This is a genomic window from Amycolatopsis ruanii, from assembly GCF_003385175.1.
Lineage (GTDB): Bacteria > Actinomycetota > Actinomycetes > Mycobacteriales > Pseudonocardiaceae > Amycolatopsis_E > Amycolatopsis_E thermalba.
Window position 1 is genome coordinate 67,341 of record NZ_PQHY01000018.1, and the last position, 13,598, is coordinate 80,938.

The following is a 13,598-nucleotide window of genomic DNA, read 5'->3' on the forward strand; positions in this document are numbered from 1 at the left end:
GTCATCATGATCAATCTGGAAACCCCGAAGAAGGCCCGGGCGCTGATCAATCAGGCGTACCAGGCGGCGTCGGAAGTGCTGCGGCCGATCTCGCGGAAGTACGACCGCGCCGAGCACGAGTACCCGGTCGAGCTGGACATGTTCGCCGCGGTGCTGGACGGGCTGAACTCCTCCGGCGAGGGCGGCGCGGGCGCGGCGGGCGTGCGGCGCGACGAAAAGGAGAAGGCGACCGGGAACCGCAACGGCGGCAACCTGGCGACGGTGCTCGGCGCGATCGAAATGTGCTGGGGCGACGTCGGTCTGCTGCTGTCGATGCCGCGGCAGGGGCTGGGCAACGCGGCGATCGCGTCGGTGGCGAACGACGAGCAGCTGAAGCGGTTCGCGAAGACGTGGGCCGCGATGGCGATCACCGAGCCGGGCACGGGTTCGGACTCGGCGAACATCACCACGACCGCCACCGAAGACGGCGACAGCTACGTGCTGAACGGCGAGAAGATCTTCGTGACCGCGGGTGACCGCGCGGACGCCGTGGTCGTCTGGGCCACTTTGGACAAGTCGCTCGGGCGCGCGGCGATCAAGTCGTTCGTGGTGGAGAAGGGCACGCCGGGCTTCGAGGTCGTGCGGCTGGAGCACAAGCTCGGGATCCGCGCGTCGGACACGGCGGTGCTGCGGTTCGACAACTGCCGCGTGCCGAAGGAGAACCTGCTCGGCTCGCCGGAGATCAACACGTCCAAGGGGTTCGCGGGGGTCATGCAGACCTTCGACAACACGCGCCCCCTGGTCGCGGCGATGGCGGTCGGCCTGGCGCGGGCGGCGCTGGAGGAGACGGCGAAGATCCTCGCCGAGGCGGGTGTCGTGGTGGACTACGACCGCCCCGCGCACCACCAGCACGCCGCGGCGGCCACGTACCTGGAACTGGAAGCCGACTACGAGGCGGCGTACCTGCTGACGCTGGAGTCGGCGTGGATGGCCGACAACCGCAAGCCGAACTCGCTGCAGGCCTCCATGGCGAAGGCGAAGGCCGGCCGTTCGGTCGTGGAGATCACGCTGAAGTGCGTCGAGCTGATCGGCACGCTCGGCTACACGGAGGACATGCTGCTCGAGAAGTGGGCCCGGGATTCGAAGATCCTGGACATCTTCGAGGGCACGCAGCAGATCCAGCAGCTGATCGTGGCGCGCCGGCTGCTGGGGAAGACGAGCGCGGAGCTGAAGTAGGTTGTGAGACAAGGGAAACCGCCCGTCCGGAAAGCCGGACGGGCGGTTTTCAAGATCGCTCGTGACGGCAGAAGCACGTGGGTTACCGTGCCCGGATGATGACGGCTCGGGTGTTCGCCGCTGGTGGGGGCATTGGGGTTCTCGGCGGGATGGTCGGCCTCGGGGGCGCCGAGTTCCGCCTGCCGCTGCTGATCGCGGTCTTCGGGTTCGCCGCGCTGCACGCGGTGATCCTCAACAAGGCGATGAGCCTGGTGGTCGTCGTCACCGCACTGCCCGTCCGGCTGTTCGCCGTGCCGTTCGCGGAGGCCGGCGCGCGCTGGGACGTCCTCGTCACCCTGTTGCCGGGCAGTGTGGCCGGCGCGTGGCTCGGCGCGACGTGGGCCACCCGGATGCGGGCGGCGCTGCTGTACCGCGTGCTGGCGATCCTGCTGGTGGTGATCGCCGGCGTGCTCCTCGCCACCCACTTCGGCTCGCTCGAACCGTTCGCGCTGCTGCCGGCGGCCCGGACCGTCGCCGGGGTCGCGGCGGGGGTGGCCATCGGGGTGGTCGCCGCGCTCATGGGCGTGGCCGGCGGGGAGCTGCTGATCCCGACGATCGTGTTGCTGTTCGGAGCGGACATCAAGCTCGCGGGCAGCCTCTCGCTGGCGGTCTCCCTGCCGACGATGCTGGTCGCCTTCGTGCGCTACAGCAGGGACCGGAGTTTCGCCGTACTGCGCGAGAACGGCCGTTTCGTCGCGGTGATGGCCGCCGGTTCGATCGCGGGCACGGTGCTCGGCGGACTGCTGCTCGGCGCGGTGCCGGACGGCGTGCTGATCCCGCTGCTGGCCGCGCTGTTGCTCCTGTCGGCGGCCAAGGTGTGGCGGCACTGACTCCGCTGTAACGCGGCCCTCCCGGATACGACTCTCCCTACTACCCCGGAGGGAGGCACTTAGATGACTGGTTACCTGGTCGAGCCGGCCTCGGTGGAGGGTTTGCGCGCCCGCTTCGACGGGCGGGTCGTCACCCCCGCAGACCACGACTTCGACAACGTCCGCGGCGTCTTCAACGCCATGATCACCGCCCGCCCGCAGGTCATCGCGCAGTGCGCGACCGTGCGGGACATCAAGTCGGCCTTGGAATTCGCCCGGGACCGCCACCTCCCGGTCGCCGTGCGGGGTGGCGGGCACAGCGTCGCCGGGGCGTGTCTGGTCGACGGCGGCCTCGTCATCGACTTGCGGCGCCTCAACGCCGTCACCGTCGACCCCGGCGCGAAAACCGCGACGGCCGACGGTGGCGCCACCTGGGGCGACTTCGACCGGGCCTGCCAGCCGCACGGCCTGGCGACCACCGGCGGCCGCGTCTCGACCACCGGCGTCGCCGGCCTGACGCTCGGCGGCGGGTCCGGCTGGCTCGAGCGCAAGTTCGGCCTCGCCTGCGACAACCTGCTCTCCGTCGACCTCGTCACCGCCGCCGGACGCGAGGTCACCGCCAGCGAGCACGAAAACGCGGACCTCTTCTGGGCCCTGCACGGCGGCGGCGGCAACTTCGGCATCGCCACCCGGCTCACCTTCCGCCTGCACGAGCTCCCCGAGTTCTCGATCGCCCTGATGCTGTGGCCCGCCGACCAGGGACGCGCGGTCGCCGGCGTCTACCGCGACCTGATGCACGCCGCGCCGGACGAGATCGGCGGCGGCCTGCTCTTCCTCACCGGCCCGCCCGAGGAGTTCGTGCCCGGCCACCTCGTCGGCAAGCTCTGCTGCGGCGTGCTGGTGACCTGCATCGGCCCGGAAACCCGGCTGCGCGAGCTCATCGGACCGCTCCTGGCCACCGCACCGCAGGGCCGCGTCATCACCGACATCCCCTACGCCGACCTGCAGTGCATGCTCGACGACCCGCCCGGCTTCCGGAACTACTGGTCCGACGAGAACCTGCGCGAACTCCCCGACGAAGCCCTGGACCGGTTCTGCGAACGCGCCGAGGACATGGTGGTGCCGTCACCGTCGCAGCACGCGCTGCTGCCCTGGGGCGGCGCGGTCGCCTCCGGCCAGGAGTGGCCGGGGTTCGACCGCGACACCAAGTGGGCCGTGCACCCGCTGGGCCTGTGGGCCGAACCGGCCGACGACGACCGCGCCATCGCCTGGGCCCGCAACCTGCGCGCCGACATGCGGCCGTGGGCGTGCGGCGACGTCTACCTCAACTTCATCGGCGACGAGGGCGCCGACCGCGTCGTCGCCGGCTACGGGCCGGAGAACTACCAGCGCCTGCAACGGATCAAGGCCGAGTACGACCCGGACAACGTCTTCAACCGCTGGCACAACATCAAACCCGCCTAGCTTCGACGAGCGCGGTGAGCGCCCCGGCGAACTGCGCGGGCCGCTCCACGGACCCGAGGTGGCCGCCGGGGAACTCGGTCAGCGGCAGTCCGAGCCCGGTGGCGAGCGCCGCGGCGGCCCGGTAGGGCAGCTGCCCCCGCGAGTCGATTCCGGCCGCGGGCACCAGCCGCCGGCCCACCGCGCCGAGCGCGGCCAGGTCGACCTCCGTGCTGGTGAACGGAACCAGGACGTGCTCCAGGAACAGCGGCTGGAGTTCGCGGAGATGGGCGAACAACTCCAGCAGCTCCGGCGTGGGCGGTTCCGGGCTGGTCCCGGCGTAGCCGTCGAGCCAGTCACCGGGGTGGCGCAGCTCCGGCGAGTCTCCGCCGGGCGCCGGCGTGGTCATCGCTTCGGTCATGAGCCGGCCCGCTTCGTCCATCTCCCCGGCACGCGCGGCCGTCCGGACCGCTTCGAGCGCGTCGCGGTGGCGTGCGGCGTCGGGCAGCAGGCGGAGCACCGGGGGCTCGTGGACGATCGCGAGGCGGAGGCGGTCGGGATGGCGGGTCAGCAGTTCGAGGGTGGTGATCGCGCCGGCGCTGAAGGCGAACACGACCGGCGGCTCGTCGAAGAGCGCCTCGATGAGACCGAGGACGTCCTCGGCGTAGTCCTTCGGGTGCTGGTCGCCGTCCGGGCGCGCGGAGACCAGGCGGCTGGACATCGCGACGACGCGGTAGTGGGCGGCCAGGTGCGCGGTGAGCGCGTCGAGGACGCCGGCGTGGCCGGAGCCGCCGGGCAGGAGCAGCAGCGGTGGGCCGTCGCCGCGCTCGTAGTAGTCGATGGGGGTGCCGTCGAGCGTGATGCGCATGGGTTTCTCCTGTCGGATCACTGGATCTTCGTCCAGTTGTCGAGGGTGTGGTGGAGCATGTCGACCGCGCGCCGCCACGAGACGTCGACGCCGTGGTCGGCGGTGAAGCCGCCGGTGGCCTCCAGGTCGCTGAAGCCGTGCAGGGTGCTGCGCAGGAACCGGACCGCGTCGGTGGCGTCCGGTTCGGACAGGTCGTAGCCGCGCAGCAGCGCGTAGCAGACCTCGATGATGCGGGCCACGCCCGGCGTCGCGGCGGCCCGCTCGGGCGACACGGGGTACCGGGTCGCCGCGTAGCGGCCGGGGTGCCCCGTCGCCAGAGCCCGGTAGGTGTCGGCGAAGGCGGTCAGCGCTTCCCGGCGGGAGCGTCCCGCCACGGCCACGCCGAGTGCGTCCGCCCATTCGGTGAGCGCCCGCAGCGCCACGCGTTCCCGCAGGTCGGCCAGGCTCCGGATGTGGGTGTAGAGGCTGGCGTCGCGAACGCCGAAGCGCTTCGCGAGCGCCGCCAGCGTGACGTTCTCGAAGCCGATCTCGTCGGCCAGGTCGGCGGCGGCGGACACCAGGGCGTCCGGGGTGATCCTCCCACGTGGCATTTTTCCTAACCTTCCTAGGATGAATCCTAATATACACAGGAGACGGTCGGCTTGACAGGCAAGTATCCACTTGCCTATCGTTTCGGCTGTGGGTGACGTCTTCAAAGCCCTGGCCGATCCCACGCGCCGGACGATCCTCGACGAACTGACCAGCCGCGACGGGCAGACGCTGTTCGAGCTGTGCGCGCGGCTGGTGTCGATCCACGGGTTGAGTTCGTCCCGGCAGGCGGTGTCGCAGCACCTCGACGTGCTCGAGTCCGCCGGTCTGGTCGAGACCCGGCGCGAGGGCCGGTACAAGTTCCACTACATCAACACCGAACCGCTCGAACCGATCGTCGAGCGGTGGCTCAGGAAGCGGGGACAGACGTGAGGATCAACCTGGCGAGCGTGCTCGTCGACGACCAGGAGAAGGCGCTGCGGTTCTACACCGACGTGCTGGGTTTCGTGACGAAGCACGACATCCCGATGGGCGCGGACCGGTGGCTGACCGTGGTGTCGCCGGAGGACCCGGAGGGCACCGAGCTGCTGCTGGAACCGAGCGGCCACCCGGCGGTGAAGCCGTTCAAGGACGCGCTCGTCGCCGACGGCATCCCGTGGACGATGTTCGCGGTCGAGGACGTGCAGGCCGAGTACGAGCGCATGCGCGGCCTGGGCGTGCGGTTCACGCAGGAGCCGACCGACATGGGCACGGTGATCACCGCGGTGTTCGACGACACGTGCGGCAACCTGATCCAGATCGGGCAGATGAAGTCCTAGCGGGCCGCCGCGCAGCCGCGTGTGAAACCTACGCGGCTCGCACCGCCGGCCGGATACGCGGCCGTGAGGCTTGACGGTCGGCCGGCGAGTGGGCAGTTTCTCGCGAGGACGGCGCCCGCGCGGCCGGGGGCGCTGCCGCGGAGCGCGTCCCTCAGAGGTGGCGGTCGGGCCGACGGGCGGGAGTTCTGGAGGAGGCGATCCCACGGCGAGGAGCCACCGGAGTACGGCCCGCCAGGCAAAGCGCGCCCACAGAGGGCGACGGCAGGGCTGGCAAGCCGGCGGTTCCACGACAGCGCCAACGGGTAGGGAGCGCAGCCGCGCGGAGCGCGGCCGCGAGGCATGGCGGTCAACCGGCGAGTGGGCAGTTTCTCGCGAGGACGGCGCCCGCGCGGCCGGGGGCGCTGCTGCGGAGCACGGCCGTCAGAGGTGGCGGTCGGGCCGACGGGCGGGAGTTCCGGAGGAGCGATCGCACGGCGAGGAGCCACCGGAGTACGGCCCGCCTGGGCCGGCGAGGGGGCGGTTCCTCGCGAGGGCGGCGCCGACGTGGCCCTGCCGAGCGGAGCGCCTCGGTCAGGGGCAGCGTCGCGCCGCTGTCCGCACCACCACGTGAGCCACCTCTCGACGAAGTCCTAACCGGACAGTTGCGCGTCCAGGAAGTCGTCGATGTGGCGCCACGTCGTGGCCCGGGCGCCGCGGCCGGTCAGCACGCCGAGGTGCCCGCCCGGCGCCGTCTCGAACCGCACCTCCGGTGCGTTCTCCAGCAACGGCACCAGCCGCTCCACGGCGCGCCTCGGGGCGATCGTGTCGGCCTGCCCGGCGATCACCAGCGTCGGCACCTTCACCCCGGCCAGCGAGATGATCCGCCCGTTCAGGTCCAGCCCGCCCTCGACGAGGTCGTTGGCGCGGAAGAACCGGTGGTACATCTGCCCGAACGTGCGCCCGGGATAGGCGATCATGTTGTCCATGAAGTGGTCGACCGCCTCGATCTGGGCCAGGTAGTCCCGGTCGCCGAGGTTCTGCAGGATCGCCAGCGGCTTCGTCAGCTGCTTGTTGATGCCCGTCGCCCAGAACACCCGCTCGACCACATAGGACGGTGCGCCGCCGAGCATCCGGTACAGCGGGGTGAGCAGGTAGCCGCCGGTGAGGTCCACCAGCGGCCGGAACGGCGCGACCAGCGGGATGGCGGTGAAGTCGACCGGCGAAGCCACCGTGGTGATCGACCGCACCGGCAGGTCGGGCCGGTCCGCCGTGGTCAGCAGGGAGAACAGCCCGCCCAGGCACCACGCGACCAGGTGCACGCCGCGCCCGCCGGAGTCCTCGCTGACCTTGCGGATGGCACGCGGCAGCACCTCGTCGATCCAGTGCTCGATGCCCAGCCGCCGGTCGGAGAACGCGACCGTGCCGTAGTCCACGAGGTAGGTGCGGCGGCCCCGCTCGACGAGGTGCTCGGCGACGCTGCAGCCGCGCCGCAGGTCGAAGCACAGCGCCGGGGCGGCCAGCGGCGGCACGAGCAGCACCGGATCACCCTCCGGCGACGGCGTCATCCGGTACAGCGACCGGTTCGGGCCCTGGTCGACCAGCACGCGCGGCACCGGCCGCAGATCGGCGAGACCGCCGCGCAGGACGCCGAGCGCGTTGGCCGCCATCGCGGTCACTGCGGGTACCACCATCTACCTCGAAACTCCGTTCACGCCGCGGATCCTTCTCCCGGACCGACGGTACTTCACGGTCGCCGCACCCTCGCCTCGTACTCCGCCCGCGCGCCCGCGTGCGCCTGCGTGAAGACCTTGTCGGCGCCGATCGCGCGCATGAACCACTCCGCGACCGCGCGCGGCAGCAGCCGGCTCACCCGGCCGGTGACGTCCAGCGACTTCGGCACGAACACGTCGAACCGCGGCTTGTGCAGCGTCGTCACGATCGCCTTGGCGACGTCCTCCGGCCGCAGCGACGGGAAGAGCTTCGTCTCCGGCAACCCGTCGGCGAGGTGGGTGCGCACGACCGCGGGCATCACGCACGAAATGTCCACCCCGGACCCACGCAGCTCCTGCCGCACCGCCTCGGACAGCCCGACGACGGCGTGCTTGGTGGCGCAGTAGGTCGCCGCGCCCGGGAAGCCGGCCTTGCCCGCCATGGAGGCGACGTTGACGATGTGGCCGCGACCGCGCGGCCGCATGCGGCGGATCGCCTCGCGGGTGCCGTGGATGACCGCGTGCAGGTTGACGTCGAGCTGCTTCGCGGTCGCCACGTCGTCCTCGTCGGCCAGGGGCGACAGCAGCATGACGCCGGCATTGTTGATCAGCACGTCGATCGGCCCGAGACGGCGTTCGACCTCGTCCAGGAACTCGGTGAAGCCGCGGTGGTCGGTGACGTCCAGTGGCAGGGCGATCGTGTCGCCGCCCAGCTCACCGGCGGTCTTCTCGGCGAGGACCGGGTCGAGGTCGCCGATCGCGACCTTCGCGCCCAGCCGCACCAGGGCGGCGGCCGTGGTGGCGCCGATCCCCTGCGCGCCTCCGGTGATCACGATGACCTTGCCGTGCAACGTTGCCATGGCGGACATACTGCCCGGTAACTGACATTCGCACCAGAGGTGTCACACTCGCTGTTCGAAGATCTGCACCCACACGTCGTCGCGCACGCGCACCCGCTCCGTCGGGGTGAACCCCTGGCTCTCGTAGTAGCGGACGAGCTTGCCGTCACCGCCGGCCCAGCAGTCCACGCGCAGCAGGCCGATGCCGCGGGCACGGGCGTCCTGGCGGGCGAACTCCAGCAGCCGGGCGCCCACGCCGCGGTGCTCGCGGGAGGCCAGCAGCAGCGTCACGTACACCTCGGGCTCGTCGACCGGCGGCGTGTACGGCAGCGGGTGGTCGAGGATCAGGGCGCCGACCGGGGCACCGTCCGAAGTGGCCAGGAACGGGCGGCCCTCGCGCAACATGGTGCGGACCCGCTCGACCTTCGCCGGGTCCGCCGACCAGGGTTCGGTGCCCCACTGGTCAGCACTGCCCCGGGCGACGAGCCACGCGACGGCCGCGTCGAACAGCCCCAGGACGGCGGCCAGATCGTCCGGACCGGACTCGCGGATCTCCATCACGGCACCGTCCGGACGCACGGGCGGCTCGCTACGGCTGTTCAGTTCGACCACTTCCCACCTCGGTATAGTTATAACGGTCACGCGGCCAGCGCCAGGTGGTCGCCTTGGGTGCCGACCTCCCCCGCCCCCGATTCCGGATTGTGTTTCGGTCGCCGAGCAGGCGTGTCAAGGCGGGAAAGAGTACCTTGACACGCCTGGTCGGCGACCAAAGATCGGCTGTGGATCGGGGGCGGGGGAGGTCTGGGGCGTAGTCGGCCCGCTTCCGTGGCCGGGTTGCGGTTCAGCAGTGGTGGCTCGCCAGTTCCAGCCGCAGGCTGAAGATCTTCTGCGACGGGTCCGTGTTGAACAGGTACACCGCGTCCGGGTTGCCCGGCACCGGTGCCGTGATGAGGTAGTTGGCCGTCGTGGCGTTGGGGTACGCCGCCATCACCTCGGCGTCCGTCGAGCCGACTCCGACTCCCTCCGGGGTGGTCACCCCGGGCTTCGCCGAGATGCGGGCCACCCCGTAGGTGGGCGATATGTCGACCGGGGAGCCGCCGCCCTTCAGCCAGTACCGGTGGCACGGGCTGCCCGAGTAGCCCTCCGTCATGTCGAACTCGTCCGACGCCACCGCGTCCGCCTCGCTCATCCCCAGCGCCAGGCGGCCCCAGCCACTGGGGCCGATCGTCGGGTCGGTGGAGCCCGGGCGCTGCGCCGGGCCCGCCGGCACGCTCGAACTCCGGGGCGTGCTGCGAGAGGCGCTGTGCGAACCCGGCACGCTCGGCACGCTCGTCACCCCCGTCGACGACGATTGCGGCGGCGCGCTGGAACTGGTCGGCGGCAGCGGCGCGCCGGACTCCGGACCGGGCGTCGACGCGATGGTGGTCACCGGCAGGTTCGTCGCGGGCAGTGTGTCCGTCCGGCCCCCGCCGATGCCGGACAGCGTGATGCCCACCGCGATGAGCGCGACCATCGTCAGCGCGCCGCCGGTCGCCACCGCCGCGTTGCGCCGGTACCGCCGCCGCCGGGCGCCGGCCACCACCAGCAGCTCCGCGCCGGGCCGGACGGGCACGTCGAGGCGCTCGTCGGAGAACAGCCGGCTCAGTTCGTCCTCGAGGTTCACCACTCGTCACCCGCCCCCACCAGGGTCCCCAACTTTCCCCGCAGGCTGGCCAGCGCCTTGCTGGCCTGGCTCTTCACCGTCCCGGGGCTGATCCGCATCGCGGCCGCGATCTCGGCTTCGGACAACCCCTCGTAGTACCGGAGCACGACGACGGTCCGCTGCCGCGGCGGCAAGGCCGCGAGCGCCTGCCACAACGGCTCGTTCTCGAGCCGGTCGGGCGGGGTGCAGGGGGGCGGTTCCGGGATGTCGGCCACCAGGCTCTCCCGCCGCCTGCTGCGCCACCGGCTGACGTGCGTGTTCGCCATGGCGCGCTTCACGTAGGGCAGCGGGCTCTCCGCACCGCGCAACGTCCCCCAGCGGACGCCGATCTTCTCCAGGACGATCTGCACCAGGTCGGCGGCGTCGTGGGGGTTGCCGGTGAGCAGGTGCCCGTAGCGGAGCAGCCCGGGCAACGCCACCCGCACGAACTCCGCGAAATCCTCGTCCACCGCGCCCCCCTGAACCCCAGCCGTCCCGGCTCGTCCGGGGGGTACACGCGCGGGGGGCGCGGCAGGTTGCCTCAGTTCACCGGATTCAGCGAAGTCCCAGCTCACGGGCGATGAGCATGCGCTGCACCTCGCTGGTGCCCTCCCCCACCTCGAGGATCTTCGCGTCCCGGTAGAACCGGCCGACCGGGAACTCGTTCATGAACCCGTAGCCGCCGAAGATCTGCGTCGCGTCGCGGGCGTTGTCCATCGCCGCGTTCGAAGCGACCAGCTTCGCGATCGAGGCCTCCTTCTTGAACGGCTCGCCACGCAGCATCTTCGAGGCGGCCGCGTAGTAGGCCAGCCGGGCGGTGTGCGCGCGGACCTCCATGTCGGCGATCTTGAACTGGATCGCCTGGTACTCGCCGATGCGGTGGCCGAACGCCTCCCGCTCCCCGGCGTAACGCAGGCACTCGTCGACGCAGCCCTGCGCGAGCCCGACGCTCAGCGCGGCGATCGCCACCCGGCCCTCGTCCAGGATGGACAGGAACTGGGCGTACCCGCGGCCGCGCTCGCCGAGCAGGTTCTCGGCGGGCACCCGGCAGTCGGTGAAGGACAGCTCGTGGGTGTCCGAGGCGTTCCAGCCGACCTTCGAGTACTTCGGCGCCACCGTGAACCCGGGCATGCCGGACGGGACGATGATCGTCGAGATCTCCTTGCCACCACCCGGCTTTTCGCCGGTCACCGCGGTGACGGTGACGAGCCGGGTGATGTCGGTGCCGGAGTTGGTGATGAACGACTTGCTGCCGTTGATCACCCACTCGTCGCCGTCCAGCTTCGCGGTGGTGCGGGTCGCGCCGGCGTCGGAACCACCACCGGGCTCGGTCAGGCCGAACGCGCCCAGCGCCTCCCCCGAACACAGCGACGGCAGCCACTTCTCCTTCTGGTCCGCGGAGCCGAACCGGAACAGCGGCATCGCACCCAGCGACACGCCCGCCTCGAGCGTGATCGCCACCGACGAGTCCACCCGGGCCAGCTCCTCCAGCGCCAGGCACAGCGCGAAGTAGTCGCCGCCCATGCCGCCGTACTCCTCCGGGAACGGCAGCCCGAACAGGCCCATCCGCGCCATGCCCCGCACGATCTCGTACGGGAACTCCTCGCGCTCGTAGAAGCCGCCGATGACGGGCGCGACCTCCTTCTGCGCGAAGTCGTGCACGCTCTTGCGCAGCGCCTCGTACTCTTCACCGAGCCGGAAGTCGATCATTTCTGCTCCTTGACGACCGCGAGCGTCTCGTCGAGGGCCACCTGCTGGCCCACCTGGACGCGGAGTTCGGAGACCACGCCGTCCACGGGGGCGACCAGCGTGTGTTCCATCTTCATCGCCTCGACGACCAGCAGCGGCGCGCCCGCGCTCACCACGTCGCCCTGCGCGACCTTGACCACCAGCACCGTGCCGGGCATCGGGCTGACCACCGGGCCGGCCTCGCTCGCGTCGCCGTGCGTGGCGAGCAGGTTGGGCCGCTCACCGACGACCACACCGTGCCCGTCGCGGCCGAGCCACACGCGGTCCCGCGGCGCGTCGGCACGCAGGTACCGGCGGAACTCGCCGTCGTAGTGCACTTCGAGCCGGTTTCCGGTGCGCCGCGCGGAAACCGCGACCGGCACGCCGCCGTCCACAGTGACCCGTGCGGCGTCCGGTGCGCCCTCGATCGTGACGAGCGCTTCGGCGTCCCCGGCGCGCAGCCGGAACGTGACGCCGCCCGGGCCGCCCAGCCGCCAGCCGCTGGGCACCGACCAGGGGTCGGAGCTGTCCGCGGGCACCAGCCCGAGCAGCCGGTCCATCGCGGCGGCGACGAAGAACTCCTCCGGCACCACGGACTCGACCAGCTCGTCCAGCCGCCGCTCGACGAGACCGGTGTCCAGCCGCCCCGCCTGCACGTCGGGGTCGGCGAGCAGGGCCCGCAGGAACGTCACGTTGGTCGGCACCCCCAGCACGGACGTCCCGGCCAGCGCCCGGTCCAGCCGGTGCAGCGCCGACGCCCGGTCCGGGCCCCACGCGATCACCTTGGCGAGCATCGGGTCGTAGTTCGAGCCGACCACGGAGCCCTCGGTGAGCGAGGAGTCGACGCGGACACCCTGCCCACGCGGCTCGTCCAGCGCCCGCCCCGTCCCGCCGGTCGGCACGAACCCGCGTGCCGGGTCCTCGGCGTAGACGCGGGCCTCGACGGCGTGCCCGTTCAGCCGGATGTCGTCCTGGGTCAGGGACAGCGGCTCGCCCGCGGCGACGCGCACCTGCCATTCGACCAGGTCGAGGCCGGTCACCATCTCCGTCACCGGGTGCTCGACCTGCAGGCGGGTGTTCATCTCCATGAAGAAGAACTCGTCCGGCTTGCGGGCGGAGACGATGAACTCGACGGTGCCCGCGCCCACGTAGCCGACCGAGCGGGCAGCTTCGACGGCGGCGGCGCCCATGCGGGCCCGGGTCTCCTCGTCGAGCAGCACCGACGGCGCCTCCTCGACGATCTTCTGGTGCCGCCGCTGCAGGCTGCACTCGCGCTCACCGAGGTGCAGGACCGTGCCGTGGGTGTCGGCCAGCACCTGGATCTCGATGTGCCGGGGCGTGGTGACGAACCGTTCCAGCAGCAGCCGGTCGTCCCCGAACGCGGCGCGGGCCTCGCGCTGGGCGGACTCGACCGCCGCTTCCAGCTCACCGGGCTCGGTGACCAGCCGCATGCCCTTGCCGCCACCGCCCGCGGACGGCTTGAGCAGCAACGGGTAGCCGACCTCGTCGGCGGCCTTCGCGAAGTCGTCCACATCGGACAGGCCGGGGACGACCGGGACGCCGGCGGCGGACACCGTGGCCTTGGCCCGGATCTTGTCGCCCATCGCGTCGATCGCGCCAGCCGGCGGTCCGATGAAGACCAGCCCGGCCTTCTCGCACGCGGCGGCGAACTCGGCGTTCTCCGACAGGAAGCCGTAACCCGGGTGGACGGCCTGCGCGCCGGAATCCACCGCGGCCCGGACGATGTCCGGAATGGACAGGTAGCTGCGGGCCGCCTCGGCCGGGCCGATGCGGATCGCGGTGTCGGCCTCGTGCACGTGCCGCGCGTCCGCGTCGGCGTCGCTGTAGACCGCGACCGAGCGGATGCCCAGGCGCCGCAGGGTGCTGATGACGCGAACCGCGATCTCGCCGCGGTTGGCGATGAGGACTGTGTCGAACATGCCCC

At 71.6% G+C, this 13,598-nt stretch carries 14 protein-coding genes; 5 read left to right on the top strand and 9 right to left on the bottom strand.

All coding sequences use genetic code 11. The features are described 5' to 3' along the window. The first annotated feature begins 6 nt into the window (after window positions 1–6). From D0D28_RS12780 to D0D28_RS12790, 3 genes are all read left to right on the top strand, one after another. Entirely contained in the window at window positions 7–1,215 is a 1,209-nt protein-coding gene (locus D0D28_RS12780; protein ID WP_094008617.1) for an acyl-CoA dehydrogenase family protein, read from the top strand. A gap of 95 nt (window positions 1,216–1,310) precedes the next feature. After that, a complete protein-coding gene (locus D0D28_RS12785) occupies window positions 1,311–2,084 on the top strand; it encodes a sulfite exporter TauE/SafE family protein (RefSeq protein WP_116110718.1) in 774 nt (257 codons plus the stop codon). Window positions 2,085–2,147: 63 nt separating this feature from the next. Then, entirely contained in the window at window positions 2,148–3,527 is a 1,380-nt protein-coding gene (locus tag D0D28_RS12790; protein WP_116110719.1) for an FAD-binding oxidoreductase, read from the top strand. Here the strand turns inward: D0D28_RS12790 and D0D28_RS12795 are convergent. Both D0D28_RS12795 and D0D28_RS12800 read right to left on the bottom strand, forming a co-directional pair. Then, window positions 3,514–4,371 carry an alpha/beta fold hydrolase gene (locus D0D28_RS12795; protein WP_116110720.1) on the bottom strand — a complete coding sequence of 286 codons (858 nt, stop codon included), beginning with the start codon at window positions 4,369–4,371 and terminating at the stop codon, window positions 3,514–3,516. The two genes, D0D28_RS12790 and D0D28_RS12795, sit on opposite strands and share 14 nt — an antisense overlap. A 17-nt stretch (window positions 4,372–4,388) precedes the next feature. Then, window positions 4,389–4,961 (bottom strand): TetR/AcrR family transcriptional regulator, encoded by a 573-nt coding sequence (locus tag D0D28_RS12800; protein WP_116110721.1) that lies wholly within the window; start codon window positions 4,959–4,961, stop codon window positions 4,389–4,391. A gap of 88 nt (window positions 4,962–5,049) precedes the next feature. On the opposite strand from D0D28_RS12800, the gene D0D28_RS12805 reads away from it, so the two are divergent. Then, window positions 5,050–5,331: an ArsR/SmtB family transcription factor gene (locus tag D0D28_RS12805; protein ID WP_116110722.1), complete on the top strand. Its 282-nt coding sequence runs from the start codon at window positions 5,050–5,052 to the stop codon at window positions 5,329–5,331. Next, window positions 5,328–5,717 carry a VOC family protein gene (locus D0D28_RS12810; RefSeq protein ID WP_094008612.1) on the top strand — a complete coding sequence of 130 codons (390 nt, stop codon included), beginning with the start codon at window positions 5,328–5,330 and terminating at the stop codon, window positions 5,715–5,717. Before D0D28_RS12805 ends, D0D28_RS12810 begins: the two co-directional genes overlap by 4 nt. A gap of 629 nt (window positions 5,718–6,346) precedes the next feature. Here the strand turns inward: D0D28_RS12810 and D0D28_RS12815 are convergent. The 7 genes from D0D28_RS12815 to D0D28_RS12845 all read right to left on the bottom strand — a co-directional run bounded on the left by D0D28_RS12815 (window position 6,347) and on the right by D0D28_RS12845 (window position 13,593). Then, entirely contained in the window at window positions 6,347–7,387 is a 1,041-nt protein-coding gene (locus D0D28_RS12815) for an alpha/beta fold hydrolase (RefSeq protein WP_116110723.1), read from the bottom strand. Between the two features lie 53 nt (window positions 7,388–7,440). After that, window positions 7,441–8,274: an SDR family oxidoreductase gene (locus D0D28_RS12820; protein WP_116110724.1), complete on the bottom strand. Its 834-nt coding sequence runs from the start codon at window positions 8,272–8,274 to the stop codon at window positions 7,441–7,443. A 33-nt stretch (window positions 8,275–8,307) separates the two neighbouring features. Beyond that, window positions 8,308–8,802 (bottom strand): GNAT family N-acetyltransferase, encoded by a 495-nt coding sequence (locus D0D28_RS12825; protein ID WP_116110742.1) that lies wholly within the window; start codon window positions 8,800–8,802, stop codon window positions 8,308–8,310. A 283-nt stretch (window positions 8,803–9,085) separates the two neighbouring features. Further along, window positions 9,086–9,907, bottom strand: coding sequence for a hypothetical protein (locus D0D28_RS12830; protein ID WP_240323195.1), 822 nt, complete (start codon window positions 9,905–9,907; stop codon window positions 9,086–9,088). Next, window positions 9,904–10,395, bottom strand: coding sequence for a SigE family RNA polymerase sigma factor (locus D0D28_RS12835; RefSeq protein WP_094008608.1), 492 nt, complete (start codon window positions 10,393–10,395; stop codon window positions 9,904–9,906). Before D0D28_RS12835 ends, D0D28_RS12830 begins: the two co-directional genes overlap by 4 nt. Before the next feature lie 85 nt (window positions 10,396–10,480). Next, complete coding sequence (locus D0D28_RS12840; RefSeq protein ID WP_116110726.1) at window positions 10,481–11,635, bottom strand: acyl-CoA dehydrogenase family protein; 1,155 nt, start codon at window positions 11,633–11,635, stop codon at window positions 10,481–10,483. Then, window positions 11,632–13,593 carry an acetyl-CoA carboxylase biotin carboxylase subunit gene (locus tag D0D28_RS12845; RefSeq protein ID WP_116110727.1) on the bottom strand — a complete coding sequence of 654 codons (1,962 nt, stop codon included), beginning with the start codon at window positions 13,591–13,593 and terminating at the stop codon, window positions 11,632–11,634. The genes D0D28_RS12840 and D0D28_RS12845 overlap by 4 nt, the downstream gene beginning before the upstream one ends. Window positions 13,594–13,598 lie beyond the last annotated feature (5 nt).

What these genes read in the sequence shown, in the direction of transcription:
- D0D28_RS12780 (WP_094008617.1), top strand. Translation starts at nt 7, where the DNA reads ATGATCAATCTGGAAACCCCGAAGAAGGCCCGGGCGCTGATCAATCAG.
- D0D28_RS12785 (WP_116110718.1), top strand. Translation starts at nt 1,311, where the DNA reads ATGATGACGGCTCGGGTGTTCGCCGCTGGTGGGGGCATTGGGGTTCTC.
- D0D28_RS12845 (WP_116110727.1), bottom strand. Translation starts at nt 13,593, where the DNA reads ATGTTCGACACAGTCCTCATCGCCAACCGCGGCGAGATCGCGGTTCGC.
- D0D28_RS12790 (WP_116110719.1), top strand. Translation starts at nt 2,148, where the DNA reads ATGACTGGTTACCTGGTCGAGCCGGCCTCGGTGGAGGGTTTGCGCGCC.
- D0D28_RS12800 (WP_116110721.1), bottom strand. Translation starts at nt 4,961, where the DNA reads ATGCCACGTGGGAGGATCACCCCGGACGCCCTGGTGTCCGCCGCCGCC.
- D0D28_RS12825 (WP_116110742.1), bottom strand. Translation starts at nt 8,802, where the DNA reads ATGGAGATCCGCGAGTCCGGTCCGGACGATCTGGCCGCCGTCCTGGGG.
- D0D28_RS12795 (WP_116110720.1), bottom strand. Translation starts at nt 4,371, where the DNA reads ATGCGCATCACGCTCGACGGCACCCCCATCGACTACTACGAGCGCGGC.
- D0D28_RS12840 (WP_116110726.1), bottom strand. Translation starts at nt 11,635, where the DNA reads ATGATCGACTTCCGGCTCGGTGAAGAGTACGAGGCGCTGCGCAAGAGC.
- D0D28_RS12815 (WP_116110723.1), bottom strand. Translation starts at nt 7,387, where the DNA reads ATGGTGGTACCCGCAGTGACCGCGATGGCGGCCAACGCGCTCGGCGTC.
- D0D28_RS12820 (WP_116110724.1), bottom strand. Translation starts at nt 8,274, where the DNA reads ATGTCCGCCATGGCAACGTTGCACGGCAAGGTCATCGTGATCACCGGA.